This window comes from Aeromonas piscicola (assembly GCF_000820005.1).
GTDB classification, from domain to species: domain Bacteria; phylum Pseudomonadota; class Gammaproteobacteria; order Enterobacterales; family Aeromonadaceae; genus Aeromonas; species Aeromonas piscicola.
This window is the reverse complement of record NZ_CDBL01000073.1, coordinates 26086-43795: the sequence shown is the minus strand read 5'-3', so window position 1 is coordinate 43795 and position 17710 is coordinate 26086. Positions and strand designations below refer to the sequence as shown.

Here is a 17710-nt window from a genome sequence, read left to right as displayed (position 1 = left end):
GGATTCACGGAGTAGAGCCATGGACTGGTTTCACAACTTGCAAGTCAGAACAAAGCTGGTGTTCTCGTTTTCCATTCTCATGCTGTTGCTGGGCGTGCTGACGCTCACCAGCTACTCCTCCACCAAGGAGATGGCAACGCTGGTCGAGAACATGCATGCCAATCAGCTCGTCCCCATCAAGGATCTGGCCAACGCCAATATACAGGCCATATACACGAGTCGGGCCCTCTATCGTTATGTGCTTGAAAGCAATGAAAAAACAAGAAAAGAAAATGAAAACAACATGTTGCGCTATGAAAGCAAGATGAATGAACTGATCGACAAGTACCGCAAAACCTCCCTCACCCAGCCAGAAATAGATCTGTTGGCTCGCTTTGACCAGGCATGGGCAATTTACAAACCCATAGCCGACAGCATCATACGGACTGTGCAATCCGATGCGGGGGACAATCTCAATAACCAGAAAGCCGCCATCATGCTGACCGAACAGGGGCGACCGGCGTTCAATGTTGCTGACGATCTTCTCACCAACCTGGTCAACCTGAATGACAAACTCGCCACCCAGTCATTAGCCGACAGCAAAATCGTTTATGGGGACAATCTGCAGATCATGATCGCCATCGCCTGCAGCGCCTTTCTTATCTGCTTCGTGCTGGCCCTGCTGGTGACCCGCAGCATATTGCGCCAGCTGGGAGGAGATCCTTCCTATACGGTGCAGGTGGTAGCCCGCGTCGCCGACGGCGATCTCTCCACCCCTGTGCTGCTCAGAGCCGACGACACCAGCAGCCTGCTTTACGCTATCAAGAGCATGGCCCACCGCCTCTCCGATACCCTCAACGAGGTGGGTGCCATGTCGGAGGCGATAGGCTCGGCCTCAGAGCAAGTCGCCGCCACCGCCAATGCCCTCTCCCAGACGTCGTCCGAGCTCGCCTCCAGCGTCGAGCAGACCAGCGCCTCGGTCGAGGAGATGACGGCGACAGTGAGCCAGAATGCCGACAACGCCAGGGTGACCGAGAACATCTCCACCAAGGCCGCCAGCAGCGCCACCGACAGTGGCAAGGCGGTTGGCGAGATGGTCCACGCCATGAAGGAGATAGCCTCGCGCATCACAGTCATCAATGACATCGCCAACAAGACGGATCTGCTGGCCATCAATGCCGCCATCGAGGCGGCCAGGGCCGGTGAGCACGGCAAGGGCTTTGCCACCGTCGCCGCCGAGGTGAGAAAGCTGGCCGAGCGGTCACAAACCGCCGCCAAGGAGATAGGCGAGCTGGCGGGTCGCTCCGTCAGCGTGGCCGAGCAGGCGGGTTCGTTGCTGCGCGAGATGCTGCCCGGCATCGATCAGACCGCCACCCTGGTGCAGGAGATAGCCTCCGCCTCCCGCGAGCAGCGGGCCAGCGTCTCCCAGATCAACATAGCCGTGACCCAGATAAGCGATGGCATGCAGGCCTCGGCCGCCTCGGCGGAAGAGCTCAGCTCCACCTCGGAAGAGCTCAGCTCCACCGCCCTGCAACTACAGGAGCTGATGCAGCAATTCACGCTCAGGGGGGGGAACGATCGCCAACCCCATCCCTTGCACAGTGCCACCTACTCCGCCACCAGACGCGTCAAGCCGAAGAAGGGATTTGCCCGTCAGCAGCCCTTCCACCAAGAGGATCTGGAGCGAGAGATAGATGATGGCAAGTTCACCAACTATTAGGAGCAGGCCGATGAGAGATACCTTTGCTCCTGCTGCCACGGCTTCCCATTTTCACTGCGTCACCTTCATGCTGGGGGGGGAGCTGTATGGGGTCGACATTGGTTGCATCCGAGAAATCATCGAGTTCGAGGGGATGACACCGGTCCCCATGATGCCGCACTTCGTGCGGGGCATAATCAACCTGCGGGGGGCAGTGGTACCCGTCATCGATCTCTCCATCCGCTTTGGCAGAGCCCAGACTCCACTGCTGCCCACTACCTGCGTCGCCATTCTCTCCCTGCCCAACAGCACTGGGGAGGAGCAGGAGATCGGCATGCTGCTGGATGCGGTGTGCGAGGTGCTGGAGATCCGAACCGACACCATAGAGCCGGCCCCGACCTTCGGCACCCACATCCGGGGCGACTTCATTCAGGGGGTGGTTACCATAGATCAGCGGTTCGCCATCCTGCTCGACATGCACAAGGCGCTCTCCATCACCGAACTGAGCGCAATGGCCGAGGCCGCCACCGGCCAGCTGTTCTCGCAAGAGCAAGGCGGATGAACATGGCGGCGCCGCTGTTCACGCCAGAACTGGTCCCGACCCTCAGTCAGAGCGAGTTTGATCTGTTTCGGCGCTTCATCCTCAACACGGCGGGCATAGATCTCGCCCCCTGCAAGCGGGCACTGGTGCAATCCAGGCTCGCCAAGCGGCTGCGGGCATTGCAGCTCACCAGCTATCAAGCCTATTGGGAGCGGATAAACCAGCCCCTCGCCCCCCAGGAACGTCAGCTCGCCATCAATCTGCTGTCGACCAACGAGACCTATTTTTTTCGTGAGGCCCAGCACTTCACCTGGCTCAAGCACCATGCCGAGCAGCTGCTCGCCAGCCGCAGCCAGCCGCTTCGCGTATGGTCAGCGGCCTGCTCCACTGGCGAGGAGGCTTACTCCGCCGCCATGGTGCTGGCCGAACAACTCGGCATCAACGAACGCTGGAGCATTCACGGCACCGACATCAATACCCGTGTTATTCCCTTTGCCCGGCGCGCCATTTATGCGGTCGAACGGGCCCAGCATGTGCCGCCCCATCTGTGGCTGCGCTACTTTCAGCGCGGTCATGACGAATACGCGGGCCAGATCCGGGTCAAGCCGACGCTCGCCAGAAAAGTCTCCTTCGCCAACCTCAACCTGCTGTCGTGCGGCGAGTATCAGGAGCGCAATTTCGATGTGATTTTGCTCAGAAATGTCCTCATCTACTTCAACGACACCACCAAGGCCCGCGTCCTTTCCCAGCTTTGCCAGCTGCTGAGACCAGACGGCTATCTGCTGGTCGGTCACTCCGAGATCATTCGCCAACAGGATCTTCCCCTGGTACAGGAAGCCCCTTCCCGCTATCGCCGTCTGCCAGCAAAGGATGCACCATGACAATACGGGTATTGATCGTCGACGACTCGGCCCTGGTGCGGGAAGTGCTGACCCAGATGCTGAGCAAGGCTGCGGACATCGAGGTCATTGGCGCCGCCTTCGACCCCATCTTCGCCATGCAGCAGATGAAGAAGTGCTGGCCCGATGTCATCATCCTCGACATAGAGATGCCGCGCATGGACGGGCTGACCTTCCTCAAGAAGATCATGGCTGAGCACCCGACCCCCGTCATCATCTGCTCCTCCCTGACCGAAGAGGGCGCCAAGATCACCCTGGAGGCCCTCTCGGCGGGGGCCATCTCCATCGTCACCAAGCCCAGCGTGGGTATCAAGAGCTTCCTGCAGCAGTCGGCCAACGACTTCATTCAGGAGATAAGAGGCGCCGTCAGCGCCAAGCTGCGCAATCTGCTGCCCGCGACCAATCAGATAGCGGTCGTCCCGCGCCACAATGCCGATGAGATGCTCTCCCCCCCGGCCGAGCGGATCTCGTTTCGCACCACGGAGAAGATCATCGCGCTGGGTACCTCCACCGGCGGTACCCAGGCGCTGGAGTATCTGCTCTCCCGCCTGCCCGCCAGCTGCCCGGGGCTGGCCATAGTGCAGCACATGCCGGCCCGGTTTACCGCCTCCTTCGCCGAGCGGCTCAACAGCCTCTCCCAGCTGGAGGTAAAGGAAGCCGTCACCGGCGATCGCCTGCTGCCGGGCGTCGCCATCATAGCCCCGGGCGGCAAGCACTTGCTGATCCAGCGCAGCGGCACCCAGTATCTGGCCGAAGTGAAAGAGGGCCCGCCAGTCTCCCGCCACTGCCCGTCGGTGGACGTGCTGTTTCGCTCGGTGGCCGTGAGCGCGGGCAGTAATGCGCTTGGCATCATAATGACCGGCATGGGGGATGACGGTGCCCGGGGCATGAAAGAGCTGCACGACACAGGAGCCCGCACCATAGCGCAGGATGAAAGCAGTTGCGTGGTTTTTGGCATGCCGAAAGAGGCCATAGCCCATGGCGGCGTGGATGAAGTCATGTCACTCACACACATAACCCAGACGCTCAGCCGTCCGGATCAACGAGGCGTGTAATTATGTCGTTGGAAAAATGGCAAGGACGCAGTGCCATGGTGGTGGATGACTCCCGCACCCAGCAGTATGAGGTGACCTGCCTGTTGCAGGAGCTGGGGTTTGGCCAAATTCATGTGGCCCAAGACGGCCAGGATGCACTGGACAAGTTGCAACAACTGGAGCGCCTAGAGGAGCGCATCGATCTGCTGCTGACCGACCTCAACATGCCCGGCATGGACGGGGTGGAGCTCATCAGCAACCTGGAAAAAAATACCCACTACCGGATGTTTGTGGCCGTGATGAGCGGGGTGGAGCGGGATGTGCTGGACGTGATCCACGCCATTGCCGATGCGGGCACTCTGGAGGTGATAGGCGTGCTGTCCAAGCCGCTCAAATCGAGCGATCTGCACAACATGCTGCAGCATTGCGATCCCCTGATCCACAGGGAAAACAAGAAGTGGATGCAGCTCGCCTTCACCGCCGAGGATGTGCAGCAGGCGCTGGATAATCAGCAACTGGTGCCCTTTTTGCAGCCCAAGGTGATCATGACCGACTCTAGCCTCTATGGCTTTGAAGCCCTGGTTCGCTGGCTCCATCCCGAGCACGGCGTTATTCCTCCCATCTGTTTTGTGCATCATCTGGAAGAGGGGCAATTGGCGCTGGACTTCTTTTATCACTTTCTGCATGCCACCTGTGACGCGCTCAATAAATTAGCCTGCATGCCCGCGCCCATCAGCTGCTCGATTAATTTGCCGGTGACCCTGTTACTGACGGATAAATTGGTTGAGAACATGATTGCCATAGTGCAAGAACATCAGCTGCCCTGTAACGCCATCATTATTGAAGTTACCGAAACCACCTTCATGTCCAATCTCTCCATGTCATTGGGCACGCTGGCACGTTTGCGGCTCAGGGGGTTTGGCATCGCAATGGATGATTATGGCACCGGTTACTCCTCCATGAAGCAGCTATCCCGCTGCCCCTTCACCGAGATCAAGATAGATAAAGAATTTGTTCACGACGCCCATAGCAGCCCGAAGAAACTGGCTATATTGACCTCAGCCATTGTCATGAGCCAGAAGCTCGGGCTCAAGACGGTGGCCGAAGGGGTTGAGAGCGAAGAGGACTGGCGGCAACTGGCCCTGCTGGGGTGCGAGCTGGCCCAGGGCTACTACATCAGTCGCCCGCTCCCCGTTGAGCAGATTGAAAAATGGTTCGCCGAATGGCAGGCCAGAGTGAAATAAAGAGTGAAATAACGAGAATTAAAGCAACGATATTGTGGTGCTCACCCGGCCAGGGGTGGGAGGACATAAGAGAGCAGTCGTAATCTCGCTGCAGGGACGCTAATAACAAGCATGAGGCTACCATGAACAACCTACTTCGCCAGATCTCCATCAAGACGCGGCTTATTGTCTCTTTTCTGTTGCTGAATCTCATCCTGATCGGGGTGGGGCTCTACGGCAAACAAAATACCGCCACCGTCAACGACATGCTCAATAGCATGTATCTCAACAACCTGACCCCCATCACCGACATAGCCAATGCCAATATGCAGGCCATCTACCATAACCGTTCGCTGTTTGACTATGTCATAGAGCCCACCCCAGCAGGGATGGACAAGATCGCCAGCGACATGGATCAACATGAGCAAAAGATGAATGCCCTGCTGAATAAATACCGGGCGACCTATCTGACCGAGCCGGAAAAAGCCGCGCTGGCCGAGGTGGACAAAACTTGGCCCATCTATAAAGAGAGTGCGAAAAAGGCGATGGCCGCCAGTTATGCCAACGACAACGACACCGCCGTCAAGCTGATGAAGGGGGAAGCCGCCGCCAGCTTTCAGGTGGTCGACGACCTGCTCAGCAAGCTGGTGGACATCAATCAGGGGCTCGGCAAGCAGGCCTATGATGACAGCGATGTGATCGTCGCCGATATCACCACCGCCACCTACACCATACTCGTCGGCTCCGTCATGCTCTCCCTGGTGCTGGGCTGGCTGCTCAGCAGCAGCATCAATCTGCCGTTGATCGCCATCATGAGCGAGCTGAAGCAGCTGGCGCAAGGGCATCTCACGGCGCAGGACAGTGCGGAAGGCAACGATGAGCTGACCCAGATGCAGCAAGCCATGAGCAGCACCCGCCACAGCTTGCGCGACATTGTCTCGACCATGCAGCGCGCCGCCGAAGGGTTGACCGCCAGCTCCTCCCAGCTGGTCGCTGCCGCCCAGCAGGTCAACACCAGCTCCCAGCAACAATCGCTGGCGACCGCCAACACAGCCGCATCGGTTGAAGAGCTGACCACCTCGGTCTCCCAGCTCTCCTCCTTCGCCAACCAGGCCAACAGCGTGGTGATGCAGTCGGGAGAGATTGCCCATTCGGGCGAAGAGCAGGTCAAGCACGCCTCGCAAGAAGTGCTCAGGGTCACTACAGCCGTCAACGACTCGGCTAAACAGGTGCAGGGGCTGTTTGATGACATCACCCGCATCAGCCAGATCTCGGTGATGATCCAGGGTGTGGCGGATCAGACCAACCTGCTGGCACTCAACGCCGCCATCGAGGCCGCCCGGGCCGGTGACATGGGCCGTGGCTTTGCCGTGGTGGCCGACGAGGTGCGTACCCTGGCGGCGCGGACGACCCAGGCGACGCAAGAGATCAACGAGATGCTCAAGTCGATCCAGCAGGGGGCCACGGGCGCGGTCAAGGGAATGAATGCCTGTGCCGACAGCATGAGCAGAGTGCGAGAAACCACTGACGGCTCCAGCGATACCATGGCCCAGGTGGATCAGAGCTCCCGCAAGGTGGTGGGCCTCATCCAGGAGATCAGCTCCATGCTCCATGAGCAGGCCGCCGCCAGCCAGCTGATCGCCCAGTCGGTCGAGGAGATCACCCAGATGTCGCTGGAGAACGTATCCGCCGCCGAGAGCGTCAACCACGATGCCTCCCAGCTGACCGACATCATCCACCAGCTCAATCAGGGCATAGGTTTCTTCAAGGTGTAGCAGGCCAACAAGGGCTGCCATCCCGGCAGCCCTGCTTTTTCCCCCGCGCCTTCATCCTCTCCGGCCCCAAATCCGCGTCAAAACCCATCAACCCAAGCCGTGCCCTGCCGCCAACTCACTGAAAAACCACATTAACCCATGCATTTCAGAGGGTCATAACCAGTGATAAATATCGCGTGATAGGGAGCAAAACAAAGCGTTGGGAAGCACATTTATACAGAGGAATATCCCGTATTCAGGCCATTCATCCGCTCCCATTCGCCACGTAATTTACCAAACAAAAAACAACTGATAACATAAAAGTACATTTCAAAGCATATAAAACAACATTCGCTGCACGGCTCCGGCGACCCGACACCAGGCACCCGGGCCAGCAGGTCAAGATTGAGACGAACAGCCAACCCAGACCCTCATCGAGCAGACACCCGATCCCATGATGAACACAGTTACGGCCAGCATCGATGTCGATGCGCTCCATCACAATTTTGCCGTCGTGCGGCGTCACGCCCCCCACAGCAAGATCATCGCTGTCCTCAAGGCCAACGCCTATGGTCATGGCCTGCTGCAGGTCGCCAACACCCTGGTCCAGGCGGATGCCTATGCGGTAGCGCGACTCGAAGAGGCGCTGGTGCTGCGTGCAAATGCCATCACCAAACCCATTCTGGTACTGGGTGGCTTCTTCTCGGCCGAGGCGCTCTCTTTGCTGGCGACTCATGATCTGCAGACCACACTGCACACCTGGGAGCAGTTGGCGCTGCTCGAGCAGGCAGAATTGCCGACCCCCATCAGGGTCTGGCTCAAGCTCGATACCGGGATGAACCGGCTGGGTGTGAGGGCGCAAGATCTGCCCGCCTTTGTCGAGCGCCTTGGCCGATGCAAGAACCTGGTGCAGCCTTGTCATTTCATGACCCATTTCAGCCAGTCCGACGAGCAGGATAATCAAGCCACCCAGCAGCAGATCGAGGCGTTCAACCTGCTCACCGCCCACCTGCCGGGCGAGAGGGCCATGGCCAACTCGGCGGGGATCCTGGCCTGGCCGGGTTCACGCAGCGACTGGATAAGACCTGGCATCATGCTCTATGGCGCCTCCCCCTTCGGTGGTCAGCTGGCCACCGATCATGGACTGCGCCCCGTCATGACCCTCAAGAGCCAGCTCATCGCCATCAGAGAGTGCAAGCAGGGAGAATCGGTAGGATATGGCGCCCATTGGGTGGCCCAGCGCGACACCACCCTGGGGGTGGTCGCGGTCGGCTATGGGGACGGTTATCCGCGCATGGCTCCCGAGGGGACGCCCATGCTGGTCAATGGTCGTCGGGTGCCTATCGTCGGCCGGGTCTCCATGGACATGATCACGGTCGATCTCGGGCCACACGCCAGCGATCAGTGCGGGGATGAGGTGACCCTGTGGGGAGAGGGGCTGCCGGTGGAACAGGTGGCGGAGAAGATAGGGACTATCCCCTATGAACTGCTGACCCGCCTCACCTCCCGGGTGTTCGTCGCACTTGCCCAGCCCTGCGCCAATGCACAGCCGCTGGCAAACGCCGATATGCCCTCATATGCAGGCCACGCCAGGCGGGTTACGGCCTAGCACAGGCTCCCCCATCTCAATTCGGGAGAGTTGAAGCATAGCGGCATCTCAAAAACACCCGGCGCAGCCGGACTGCGCTGGGTGTGGGTGATCCCGTGATGGCAACGGCTGACTCACAACGCTGCATGGCCAGCCGCGCCGAACCCGGGCGAGTTGAGCGACGCCGCGCCCGGTATCTTCCCCTGGCTAGTCGATATCAAACCCGACCAGTGTCTGCGTGATCAAGGCATCGGGCATCATGAGTTGCAGCCCTTCCGTCAGCCGGGCCCCCGCCTCATAGAGTGCGGCCAGCGGCATCTCTGGCAGGCTTTCCAAGATGAACCACATCTGCTTTGCCTCGGCACCGAGCCGGGTTCTCACCCCCTGACGCCAGTTCCAGCGACGACACGTTACCCCCTGCTCGTCTCTCCAGACCACTTCTCCCGCCTCGGGATGCTCCTGCGCCAGTACCCCCTCCTTCATGGTGTCAAACAGCTCGGTGCCATCGGCAATGACCAGTTGTGGCGAGCCGTGATAGGCCGCGATGTTTTCACCACCGACCGGGATGGCGAACTCTATGCTGACCGCATTGTAGAGATCTACGATGGGATCTATGCTGGGCAGGCTGCCATCCCGCAGCACCCGTTTACGCAGGGCATCTGCCGAGCAAGGCGTCCGCTGGGGCTTGGCCCCGAACTTTTTGAACACCCGGGCCCAGGCCGAGAGATGCGCCTCGGCCCACACGGCATGGTCGCCGGTCACCCCCTGGCAGGCTCGCGCCAACGCGGCATCGGCAATGGCCGGGTTGACTATCTCGCCCGCCACCACTGTGATGCTCAAGGCCCTGAAACCCGGGGCGAGTGCGGCGATCCCGGGATCAATTGACGGCAGAACTGATTTCATGGAACATCCTTATATTGACCATTTTATTTCATGATAATGACCTATGACCAATAAAGTCAACATACTGACCGGCGCGGGCGCCGATGTGCACACCGTCACCGAAGCCGTGTCTCGCAGGCTCAAGGAACATAGAAAACAGCAAAAAATCTCGCTGGATGAGCTGTCACGTCGCGCTGGCGTGAGCAAGGGGATGCTGGTCGAGATAGAAAAGGGGACGGCGAATCCCAGCATTGCCATCTTGTGCAAGATAGCGGCAGCACTTGGCCTCTCAGTGGCGGACATAGTAGACGTGGCCAGCACGCCGGCCGTGCATCTGATTGAATCTCAGGCGATCCCTACCCTGTGGACAGGCCAGCAGGGGGGATCCGCCCGCCTGCTGGCCGGCACCAGCGGGCCCGACATGATCGAGCTGTGGCGCTGGGAAATGCACCCGGGTGAGCGGTTCAGCTCACAGGGCCATCCGGCAGGGACATGTGAGCTGTTTCACGTCGAGCTTGGCTCATTGACGCTCATGGTGGATGAAACCGTCCTGATCATTGGCCAGGGCTGCTCGGCGGTTGCACGCACCGACGTGCCGCATGCCTATTCAAACGAGAGTGACAGCCTGTTGCGATTCACCATGACGGTCGCGAAGCTGCATGCATGATCTGCGCAGGCGCTGCTGGCATAGGCCGCCTCGCGCAGCCAGTGTCGGACGCAATAGCGGCATGGTTTGCGATAGCGGCGGTGAGAAGGCGCGCCGCAGGGCAGTACACTCGCACTCGGCGAAGGCTCCGCCCCCGGCAGGCAGTGAAAGGTGATCTGCCTGAACACAAAAAACCGACCTGATGGTCGGTTTTTTAAGGCGGCATTCGGCCGGGATGCGCTCACCGTCAGCGGGTTCTCGCCCAACGGATTACCTCGGCGGCCCAGCATGGCGAGACTGCCCGCTTGCCTAGCCTGGATAGGGGTCGCACCAGCAAGCACCGAACAAACAAAAGGGCCTGTCTTTCGACAGGCCCTTTTGTTTTATTTGGCGGTGAGGGAGGGATTCGAACCCTCGATACGTTGCCGTATACACACTTTCCAGGCGTGCTCCTTCAGCCACTCGGACACCTCACCAATTTGTTTTAGTCATGGGCTCGTACTTGCTTGCCGATATCGTCGGCTGGCAGCCACTGGGCACATCACCAAATTTTGGTCTGTTGTTTAACGTGTTCAGCCAACACAGTGTTCACGGCGCTGTTGCGCTGGAACGGGGCGTAATTTAGGGGAAAGCCCCGCCTGCGTCAACGGCTTTTTTTGCCTGACGAATCGTTCGCACATTTAACGCACAAATCAGTGCACGCATTCCGGCGCGACCTGGATCTCGGGCAGGTTGAGGAAGCCAAGGCGCTCGCATTCGGACACCACTTCATGGGTCGCGGCCGTGGTGCTTTCGACGAACAGCAGGAACTGTTCCACGGAGAGACCCGCCTTGGTGAACACAGTGTGGCCCACTATGAGGCGCGGCAGGTTGTCATCGATAATGTCGAGGAACACCTTGAGCGACGGGTATTGCATGTTGAGGCGACCCAGTTCGGCCATCAGCGGCAGCAGCGAGGAGGGACGCACTTCCAGCTCGGATGAAAACAGCAGCCCTTCCTCTTCGACAAAGATCCGGCTCTCCTGAATGCCGTCGACGGACTGCAGGGAGACAATGTGGATGCCATGACACTGATCGCAGACATAGTGCTCGATACGAGCCTGCTGCAACCAACGCATTATCATTTCAGAGCTGGGGATATTCATCATTTCCACGACACGATAAGGATCAAGGGGCGCAGTCTAAACCAATTTTCCGGCAACCAAAAGTGCAGTGGCCGGATAAGCAGGGAGCCAGCTTCTTTTTGGCAAACACTATGCATATACTCAGCCATTCTCGCCCCACCTTCACCCCACAGAAGGCCTGATGACCATCCAAGAAAAGTACCGCCTGCATCTGAAATCCCTGTCGGATGAACTGCTGGCCCTGCAAAAGCCCATTCGCATTCTGGATGCCATCAAGTGGCCCCGTCACCTCCAGGCCGATTTTCTGGCCAACGGGGGACGAACGCTGCCCGCCATCGATCAGCACTTCTACGATGCCCTGCCCCTCGGCTTCGATCCTCGCAACAAGTATCTTGAACTCAAGGAGTTGCGGGACAGGATCCGGCGCCGGCTGGGCCCTCAGGATGAGCTGGGACGGATCCTGCAAGAGACGGTCGATCAGTACATGGTGGTGATCGAGATGCTGCGCCAGCGCGGGCAGCCCGATTTCTTGCGCTACAGCCAGTTGCTGTACGGCTCGGCAAGCGATCACCTGCGCGGCGATCGCAAGACCCTCAAGGAGCTGGGAGCCCGCTTGTGCGATATTTTCTCCTTGCCCGGTGCCCGTCATCTGGTGCGCCCCTACCCCAAGGAGTTTGAAGGGGAAGCGGCGGTCGCCAAGCTGCAGAGCAAGCTGTCGAGCTATTTCAGCGACGGCACGGTACAGGTCAAGCTAAGCGATGGCATCGTCTCGGACGCAGCCGCCGGCGGCGATTACATCAAGCTCAACTCCCACGCCCGCTTCTCCGAGCTGGATCTGCAGGTGCTGGAGGTGCACGAGGGCTGGGTGCACGTGGGCACCACCCTCAACGGCCGCCAGCAGCCCTACGCCACCTGGCTCAGCGCCGGCTCACCGCGCATCACCGCCTGTCAGGAGGGGCTGGCAGTACTGATCGAGACGCTCACCTTCAGCTCCTTTCCGGATCGGGCCAAGCGCATCTCGGATCGGGTGATGGCCATCGACATGGCGGAGCGCGGCGCCGACTTTGTCGAGGTGTTCCAGCATTTTGTGGCGCAGGGCACCAGCGAGCATGACGCCTACAAGATCACCCAGCGGGTATTTCGTGGCGGCATGGTGGACGGCGGTGCCTGCTTTACCAAGGATCTCTCCTACGTGCGCGGCTACGTGGAGACGGTCAACTTCATCCGCAGCGCCGTGCTGGAAGGGGTCCCCGAGATCCTGCCCATGCTGTTCGTCGGCAAGGTGACCCTGGACGACATTCCCGTGCTCTATCAGCACTATCTGGAAGGGCTGATCGATGCCCCCCGCTACCTGCCTCCCATGTTTCGCGATCTCACCGGGCTCTACGTCTGGTTCGGCTTCGCCTCCGGCATGTCGCTGGTGGACATAGGTCGGGTTCAGCAACATTTTCGCCAGCTGTTCCATCGCCTGCCGGTGGCCGATCCCATCATTGCCCCCGTGGATATCGAGATCGACTGAGTCGCAAACAAGAAGGGCGCCAGATTGGCGCCCTTCTCTCTTATCGCGGCCGGATCACTTGTAGGCCCGTCCTTCAAGATAGTGCTTGCGGCACAGTGACACATAGCGATCGTTGCCACCTATCTCCACCTGCTCACCGTCTCGCATCACCTGACCGGCTGCACTCACCCGGGAGTTCATGTGCGCCTTGTTGCCGCACCAGCAGATGCTTTTCAGCTCTTCGAACTTATCGGCGAGACAGAGCAGATGGTAGGAGCCAGGGAACAGCTCACCGCGAAAGTCGGTCTTGAGGCCGTAGGCCATCACGGGAATATCCTGCTCATCGACGATGCGCGCCAGCTGGTAGACCTGCTCGCGGGTCAGAAACTGGGCCTCGTCGACGATGAACACATCGATGCGCTTCTCGGCATGGCGCGCCTTCACCATCTCGAACAGATCGCAGCCGTCACTGAACACATCCACCTTCAACTCCAATCCCACCCGGGCACTGATCACCCCCGCACCGAAGCGGTCATCGATGGCCGGTGTCATGGCCAGGGGCTGCATGCCTCGCTCCAGATAATTGAAGTGGGCCTGGATGAGCTGGGTGGATTTGCCTGAATTCATGGTGGCAAATTTGTAGTGCAGTGAAGCCATGGTGTTGTTCCGAAACTGAATTTATGGGGCGCATGCTAACCAAAGCCCCTGCCAAAACCAAGGGGCCCGTGGGCCCCTTGTTCTATTTATGCGATAGCCAGCTCTCGATGGAGCCGAGCCTTACGCAGATGGTAACCGGAGAAGATCACAAACCAGAGCCCACTGACCGTGAAGCCTGCCAGCACTGAATGCATCAACCCCATGACCAGGTAACCGAGCGCGGCACCGAAGGCGATGGCCAGCGCATAGGGCAGCTGGGTCATCACGTGATCGATGTGATGGCACCCTGCGCCCGTGGCCGACAGGATACTGGTGCTCGAGATGGGCGAGCTGTGGTCACCGAACACAGAGCCTGCCAACACGGCGGCCAGCATGGGCAGCATCAGGCTGATGTCGCTGGCTGCCGCCATGTCACCGGCCAGCGGCAGCATGATGCCAAAGGTGCCCCAGCTGGTGCCTGTGGCAAACGCCATGGCGCAGGAGAGGATGAACACCACCGCCGGCAACACTTCGATCGGCAGGTTGCCGTTGGCCATGGAGGCCAGGTACTTGCCGGTCTCCACGTCGCGCACCACGGCGCCTATGGTCCAAGCGAACAGCAATATGTTGATGGCCGGCAGCATGGCCATGATTCCTTGCGGGGCGGCCTTCATCCAGTTCTTGGCGCCGAGCTTGAGGCGCATGGCCAGACCGATGGAGACCACCAGGCTGCACAGGGCGCCATAGACCAGGGAAGAGCCGACGTTGGTGTTCTCAAACGAGCCGAGCACACTGAACGGCAGCCCCTTCTCGCTCAGCACAGCGGCACCGGAGTGGATCATGAAATAGACGGTGGCGGCGGTCAGGGTCAGGATCGGCAACACCATGTCGATCATGCCACCATTGCTCTCTTCCGGGCTCTCCATGTCCAGGCCTATGGGGCGACCCTTGGACTCGTCCCACAGCTTGCCTTCCAGCGCCCATTGCTCATGCTGACGCATGGAGCCGATGTCGAGCTGGAATGCGATCACCACCAGCACCATGATCAGGGTGAACACGGCGTAGAGGTTCATCGGGATCATCTCGACGAAGGCGGAGATGGGGCTCTGATCGGTCAGACCGTGCGCCGCCATGATGCCCCCCACCAGGGCAATGATGTAGGCACCCCAGGAGGAGATAGGCATCAGCACGCAGACGGGCGCCGCGGTGGAGTCCAGCAGATAGGCCAGCTTGGCACGGGAGATCTGGAAGCGGTCGGTGACCGGGCGGCAGATGGCCCCCACCGACAGACTGTGGAAGAAGTCATCGATGAAGAAGGCAAACACCATCATGCCGGTGAGCGCCTTGGCCCCCTTGCGGGTCTTGGCACGACGTTCGGCCCACTCGGCGAAGGCGCGGGTCGCACCGGAGACACTCATCAGGCTGATGAGGCCGCCCAGCAGCAGCATGAACAGCAGCATGTTGACGTTGTCACGATTGAGTGCTCCCTCGACCCAGAAGATCTTGAGCACGGTATTCAACATGTAATGCAGGGAATCGAGCGGGGAAAACTGGTTGAGCAGCAGGCTGCCGGCAACGATACCTACCCCCAGCGACACCAGGACGCGGCGGGTGATGATCGCCAGAGCGACGGCCAGTAAAGGGGGGATGACAGACCAACCGGAGTCGGCGTAATGAATGATGTCCATGATCTCTTTGCACCTAAAGACAGCAGGTGGAGATCTACCGAGAGGATAAAGAAACAAAACCCATGGGGAGGTTATACTCCTCAGCCCCTTCAGGTAGCGCTCCATAGTGGATGACTATGGCAGTCCTGCACCTGTTCGATGCAGAACCAGCAGCCCGGTATGATGGCCTGGCCACTTCGGCGCTGACTCCTTTCCTCATGCATCACAGGCATCACCCTCCGCACAAGTAGTCATAGGCAGCGCGCCTCTACTTAAAGGTATTCGAGGCACATTTTATCGTGCTGGCACGTTATAGCAAGTTTTTTGATTAAATCCCCACACGGGGCATTTTAAAATGGCAAAATGGTAGTCAAATGGTGCAAATATATCGATTTTGTCGCTATTTTCATCTACCCAGAACTCAGTCGAGTATGATGTCGGCCAATATTGCTGAATCCAGCCTGAATTCAAAATAGTTCACTTAATTTGCACTCTGAATTTATTAATTCGCTTATCTTGACTTAATAGCAAGCTGCCGTATAAATTACCCAAAATTACTCTTTTTATTTAATTCATTCCTTTGCTCGCGTGGTGGACACTATGAACGAATTTTTGAAAGTACTGCTGAATATCCGTAGCTTGCGCGCAGCTTGCCGTGAGCTGACTCTGGAGCAATTGGAAGAAGGGCTGGAAAAGCTCTCCGCTATTGTTGCCGAACGTCAGCAAGATGAATCCGCCGATCGTCAGGCCCGTGAAGAGCATCAGCGCAAGATTAACGAATATGCCGAAATGCTGAAAGCCGCCGGCATTGATCCGGCCGAACTGGTGGGCACTGTTGCCACTGAACCGGCCAAAGCTGCCAAAGGCAAGCGCGCCCCTCGCCCGGCCAAATATCGCTATCTGGATAACGGCATTGAAAAAACCTGGACCGGTCAGGGTCGCATGCCATCCGTGATTGCCAAGGCCGTTGCCGACGGTAAATCCGTCGAAGAATTTGCCATCTGATCAGGCAAACGACCTCCAATAAAAAACCTCGCAGTGCGAGGTTTTTTATTGCCTGATATCCGCTCATCAACCCCGTTCTGCCGCCTTGACCCAGAGCACTTCCGGCGTCGCGGTACAGGCCAGCAGGTAGCGGGCTATGGTGAAGAACCAGTCACTCAGCCGGTTCATATAAGGCAGTATGGCCGGATTGATCTGCTCCGCACGGCTCAGGCTCAGCAGCAGGCGCTCACAGCGACGGGTAAGCGTGCGTACCACATGGGCTTGCGCCGCCGCCCGGGAACCACTGGGCAAAATGAAATTGCGCAGCACGGGCAAATTGGCGCTGTAGCCATCTATTTGCCGCTCCAGGCGCAACGTCCATGCATTATTCACCTGCCAGATGGCCTCCTGCTGACCATCGCTGGAAAATGCCAGTTCACCGCCCAAATCGAACAACTCTTGTTGCAATAATAACAAGTCGGATAATAAGCCGGTTTCAGCAGCAGGAACCTCGGCAATGAGTAGACCTATATGAGAATTTAATTCATCGATATAGCCATAGGCTTCCACCCGCGTATCGTCCTTGGCCAATTGCACGCCATCGGCCAGCCGGGTCATGCCTTTATCACCCTGCCTCGTATATATTCTCATACCGACATCCTGTTAATAATGGGAACAATCATGGATTCGAGCCCGTTGAGTTTGATCTCATAGGCAAGGGCCAGGGTCTGGCCCAACGCGCCAGCAGGAAAGCCGGTGCGCGCCATCCACACCAGATAGGGCTCTGGAATATCTATGATGCGCCGCCCCTGATATTTGCCGTAAGGCATCTTGTGGGCCAGGGTCAGCAACACCCGCTCGTCAGACAGCCACTCCATATTAATCGATGTCCAGATATTTATGGGTCTGGATGGAGAGCCGCCAATTACGGGCGATACAGGTGGCCATCGCCAGCTGGGTGGCTCTGGGCTTCTGGCTGATGGGTTGCAGCGCAATCACCACGTCAGGGCGCAAGGTGGCAGTCGCCAGCAGGGCATCCAGCTCCTCGATATGACGCTCGGTCGCCACCGGATGCTTGATCTCGTTGGCACGCTCGAGGGCCGAGACCAGCACGGGCAGCCCCCCCTTCATGCCAATCTTGGGCGAAACGGTAACCCAGGTATTGGCATGGGTCTGGATCTCGCTGGTACCGCTGGTTTCGATCTGCACCTGATACCCGGCTGCCAGCAAGGCACAAGAGAGCGCCTGCAAGTCATACAGACAAGGCTCGCCCCCGGTGATCACCACATGACGGGCCTGATAACCGAGCTGCTGGAAACTGGCCAGGATCTGCTCAGTGTTCATCTTGCTCCAACCATCGGATTCATTGGAACAGTCGAGCACTGCCTGAACCCCCACTTCACGAGCGGGATCGACAATCCAGGTATGACGGGTATCGCACCAGGGGCAGCCCACGGGGCAGCCTTGCAGGCGAACGAAGATGGCGGGCAGGCCGGTGAAGATGCCCTCCCCCTGGATGGTCTGGAAAATCTCGTTGATTGGGTAGTGCATCTCGG

17 protein-coding genes, 1 tRNA gene and 1 riboswitch are annotated in these 17710 nt (G+C 58.8%); of the genes, 10 read left to right on the top strand and 8 right to left on the bottom strand.

Annotated features, from left to right (window positions below; genetic code table 11):
• Nucleotides 1–19: 19 nt before the first annotated feature.
• The 7 genes from BN1128_RS18270 (at nucleotide 20) to alr (ending at nucleotide 8738) form a co-directional block, all read left to right on the top strand.
• Nucleotides 20–1699 carry a methyl-accepting chemotaxis protein gene (locus BN1128_RS18270; RefSeq protein ID WP_042871380.1) on the top strand — a complete coding sequence of 560 codons (1680 nt, stop codon included), beginning with the start codon at nucleotides 20–22 and terminating at the stop codon, nucleotides 1697–1699.
• Between the two features lie 10 nt (nucleotides 1700–1709).
• The gene (locus BN1128_RS18265) at nucleotides 1710–2240 is read left to right on the top strand and encodes a chemotaxis protein CheW (RefSeq protein ID WP_042871378.1); all 531 of its coding nucleotides are present in this window, start codon (nucleotides 1710–1712) and stop codon (nucleotides 2238–2240) included.
• A complete protein-coding gene (locus tag BN1128_RS18260) occupies nucleotides 2237–3100 on the top strand; it encodes a CheR family methyltransferase (protein ID WP_244464626.1) in 864 nt (287 codons plus the stop codon). Before BN1128_RS18265 ends, BN1128_RS18260 begins: the two co-directional genes overlap by 4 nt.
• Entirely contained in the window at nucleotides 3097–4173 is a 1077-nt protein-coding gene (locus tag BN1128_RS18255; RefSeq protein ID WP_042871375.1) for a protein-glutamate methylesterase/protein-glutamine glutaminase, read from the top strand. The genes BN1128_RS18260 and BN1128_RS18255 overlap by 4 nt, the downstream gene beginning before the upstream one ends.
• Nucleotides 4174–4175: 2 nt before the next feature.
• Nucleotides 4176–5396: an EAL domain-containing response regulator gene (locus BN1128_RS18250; RefSeq protein WP_042871373.1), complete on the top strand. Its 1221-nt coding sequence runs from the start codon at nucleotides 4176–4178 to the stop codon at nucleotides 5394–5396.
• A 122-nt stretch (nucleotides 5397–5518) separates the two neighbouring features.
• Nucleotides 5519–7150 (top strand): methyl-accepting chemotaxis protein, encoded by a 1632-nt coding sequence (locus BN1128_RS18245; RefSeq protein ID WP_042871371.1) that lies wholly within the window; start codon nucleotides 5519–5521, stop codon nucleotides 7148–7150.
• A gap of 433 nt (nucleotides 7151–7583) precedes the next feature.
• A complete protein-coding gene (alr, locus tag BN1128_RS18240; protein ID WP_209428588.1) occupies nucleotides 7584–8738 on the top strand; it encodes an alanine racemase in 1155 nt (384 codons plus the stop codon).
• Between the two features lie 186 nt (nucleotides 8739–8924).
• Here the strand turns inward: alr and BN1128_RS18235 are convergent, their stop codons facing one another.
• On the bottom strand, nucleotides 8925–9620 hold the full coding sequence (locus BN1128_RS18235) for a B3/B4 domain-containing protein (RefSeq protein ID WP_042871368.1): 696 nt from the start codon (nucleotides 9618–9620) through the stop codon (nucleotides 8925–8927).
• A gap of 43 nt (nucleotides 9621–9663) precedes the next feature.
• Here BN1128_RS18235 and BN1128_RS18230 point away from each other — a divergent pair, with 43 nt between their 5' ends.
• On the top strand, nucleotides 9664–10266 hold the full coding sequence (locus BN1128_RS18230) for a helix-turn-helix transcriptional regulator (RefSeq protein WP_042871366.1): 603 nt from the start codon (nucleotides 9664–9666) through the stop codon (nucleotides 10264–10266).
• A 367-nt stretch (nucleotides 10267–10633) separates the two neighbouring features.
• Here BN1128_RS18230 and BN1128_RS18225 read toward each other — a convergent pair.
• Nucleotides 10634–10721 (bottom strand) — tRNA-Ser (locus BN1128_RS18225).
• 216 nt (nucleotides 10722–10937) lie between these two features.
• Nucleotides 10938–11393 carry a type III secretion system chaperone family protein gene (locus BN1128_RS18220; RefSeq protein ID WP_080741086.1) on the bottom strand — a complete coding sequence of 152 codons (456 nt, stop codon included), beginning with the start codon at nucleotides 11391–11393 and terminating at the stop codon, nucleotides 10938–10940.
• Nucleotides 11394–11550: 157 nt separating this feature from the next.
• Here BN1128_RS18220 and BN1128_RS18215 point away from each other — a divergent pair, with 157 nt between their 5' ends.
• The gene (locus tag BN1128_RS18215; protein ID WP_042871363.1) at nucleotides 11551–12888 is read left to right on the top strand and encodes a flavohemoglobin expression-modulating QEGLA motif protein; all 1338 of its coding nucleotides are present in this window, start codon (nucleotides 11551–11553) and stop codon (nucleotides 12886–12888) included.
• 54 nt (nucleotides 12889–12942) lie between these two features.
• On the opposite strand, the gene BN1128_RS18210 is transcribed toward BN1128_RS18215, so the two are convergent.
• On the bottom strand, nucleotides 12943–13524 hold the full coding sequence (locus BN1128_RS18210; protein ID WP_042871361.1) for a thymidine kinase: 582 nt from the start codon (nucleotides 13522–13524) through the stop codon (nucleotides 12943–12945).
• Between the two features lie 86 nt (nucleotides 13525–13610).
• On the bottom strand, nucleotides 13611–15191 hold the full coding sequence (locus tag BN1128_RS18205; RefSeq protein WP_042871359.1) for a Na+/H+ antiporter NhaC family protein: 1581 nt from the start codon (nucleotides 15189–15191) through the stop codon (nucleotides 13611–13613).
• A gap of 86 nt (nucleotides 15192–15277) precedes the next feature.
• A riboswitch (Lysine riboswitch) is annotated at nucleotides 15278–15449 on the bottom strand.
• Between the two features lie 321 nt (nucleotides 15450–15770).
• On the opposite strand from BN1128_RS18205, the gene BN1128_RS18200 reads away from it, so the two are divergent.
• On the top strand, nucleotides 15771–16175 hold the full coding sequence (locus BN1128_RS18200) for an H-NS family histone-like protein (protein WP_042871358.1): 405 nt from the start codon (nucleotides 15771–15773) through the stop codon (nucleotides 16173–16175).
• A gap of 66 nt (nucleotides 16176–16241) precedes the next feature.
• On the opposite strand, the gene BN1128_RS18195 is transcribed toward BN1128_RS18200, so the two are convergent.
• Genes BN1128_RS18195 through queE form a run of 3 tightly spaced genes read right to left on the bottom strand, consistent with a single transcriptional unit; the run spans nucleotide 16242 to nucleotide 17705 of the window.
• On the bottom strand, nucleotides 16242–16805 hold the full coding sequence (locus BN1128_RS18195; RefSeq protein WP_042871356.1) for a cob(I)yrinic acid a,c-diamide adenosyltransferase: 564 nt from the start codon (nucleotides 16803–16805) through the stop codon (nucleotides 16242–16244).
• Nucleotides 16802–17032 carry a DUF3820 family protein gene (locus tag BN1128_RS18190; protein WP_042871355.1) on the bottom strand — a complete coding sequence of 77 codons (231 nt, stop codon included), beginning with the start codon at nucleotides 17030–17032 and terminating at the stop codon, nucleotides 16802–16804. Before BN1128_RS18190 ends, BN1128_RS18195 begins: the two co-directional genes overlap by 4 nt.
• A 1-nt stretch (nucleotide 17033) precedes the next feature.
• A complete protein-coding gene (queE, locus tag BN1128_RS18185) occupies nucleotides 17034–17705 on the bottom strand; it encodes a 7-carboxy-7-deazaguanine synthase QueE (protein ID WP_042871353.1) in 672 nt (223 codons plus the stop codon).
• Nucleotides 17706–17710 lie beyond the last annotated feature (5 nt).

Bases quoted from the DNA above. Each gene is read 5' to 3' on its own strand.
- BN1128_RS18260 (WP_244464626.1), top strand. From the start codon at position 2,237: ATGAACATGGCGGCGCCGCTGTTCACGCCAGAACTGGTCCCGACCCTC.
- BN1128_RS18270 (WP_042871380.1), top strand. From the start codon at position 20: ATGGACTGGTTTCACAACTTGCAAGTCAGAACAAAGCTGGTGTTCTCG.
- BN1128_RS18215 (WP_042871363.1), top strand. From the start codon at position 11,551: ATGACCATCCAAGAAAAGTACCGCCTGCATCTGAAATCCCTGTCGGAT.
- queE (WP_042871353.1), bottom strand. From the start codon at position 17,705: ATGCACTACCCAATCAACGAGATTTTCCAGACCATCCAGGGGGAGGGC.
- BN1128_RS18265 (WP_042871378.1), top strand. From the start codon at position 1,710: ATGAGAGATACCTTTGCTCCTGCTGCCACGGCTTCCCATTTTCACTGC.
- alr (WP_209428588.1), top strand. From the start codon at position 7,584: ATGATGAACACAGTTACGGCCAGCATCGATGTCGATGCGCTCCATCAC.
- BN1128_RS18235 (WP_042871368.1), bottom strand. From the start codon at position 9,620: ATGAAATCAGTTCTGCCGTCAATTGATCCCGGGATCGCCGCACTCGCC.
- BN1128_RS18250 (WP_042871373.1), top strand. From the start codon at position 4,176: ATGTCGTTGGAAAAATGGCAAGGACGCAGTGCCATGGTGGTGGATGAC.
- BN1128_RS18230 (WP_042871366.1), top strand. From the start codon at position 9,664: ATGACCAATAAAGTCAACATACTGACCGGCGCGGGCGCCGATGTGCAC.
- BN1128_RS18210 (WP_042871361.1), bottom strand. From the start codon at position 13,524: ATGGCTTCACTGCACTACAAATTTGCCACCATGAATTCAGGCAAATCC.
- BN1128_RS18245 (WP_042871371.1), top strand. From the start codon at position 5,519: ATGAACAACCTACTTCGCCAGATCTCCATCAAGACGCGGCTTATTGTC.
- BN1128_RS18200 (WP_042871358.1), top strand. From the start codon at position 15,771: ATGAACGAATTTTTGAAAGTACTGCTGAATATCCGTAGCTTGCGCGCA.
- BN1128_RS18190 (WP_042871355.1), bottom strand. From the start codon at position 17,032: ATGGAGTGGCTGTCTGACGAGCGGGTGTTGCTGACCCTGGCCCACAAG.
- BN1128_RS18220 (WP_080741086.1), bottom strand. From the start codon at position 11,393: ATGATGAATATCCCCAGCTCTGAAATGATAATGCGTTGGTTGCAGCAG.
- BN1128_RS18255 (WP_042871375.1), top strand. From the start codon at position 3,097: ATGACAATACGGGTATTGATCGTCGACGACTCGGCCCTGGTGCGGGAA.
- BN1128_RS18205 (WP_042871359.1), bottom strand. From the start codon at position 15,191: ATGGACATCATTCATTACGCCGACTCCGGTTGGTCTGTCATCCCCCCT.
- BN1128_RS18195 (WP_042871356.1), bottom strand. From the start codon at position 16,805: ATGAGAATATATACGAGGCAGGGTGATAAAGGCATGACCCGGCTGGCC.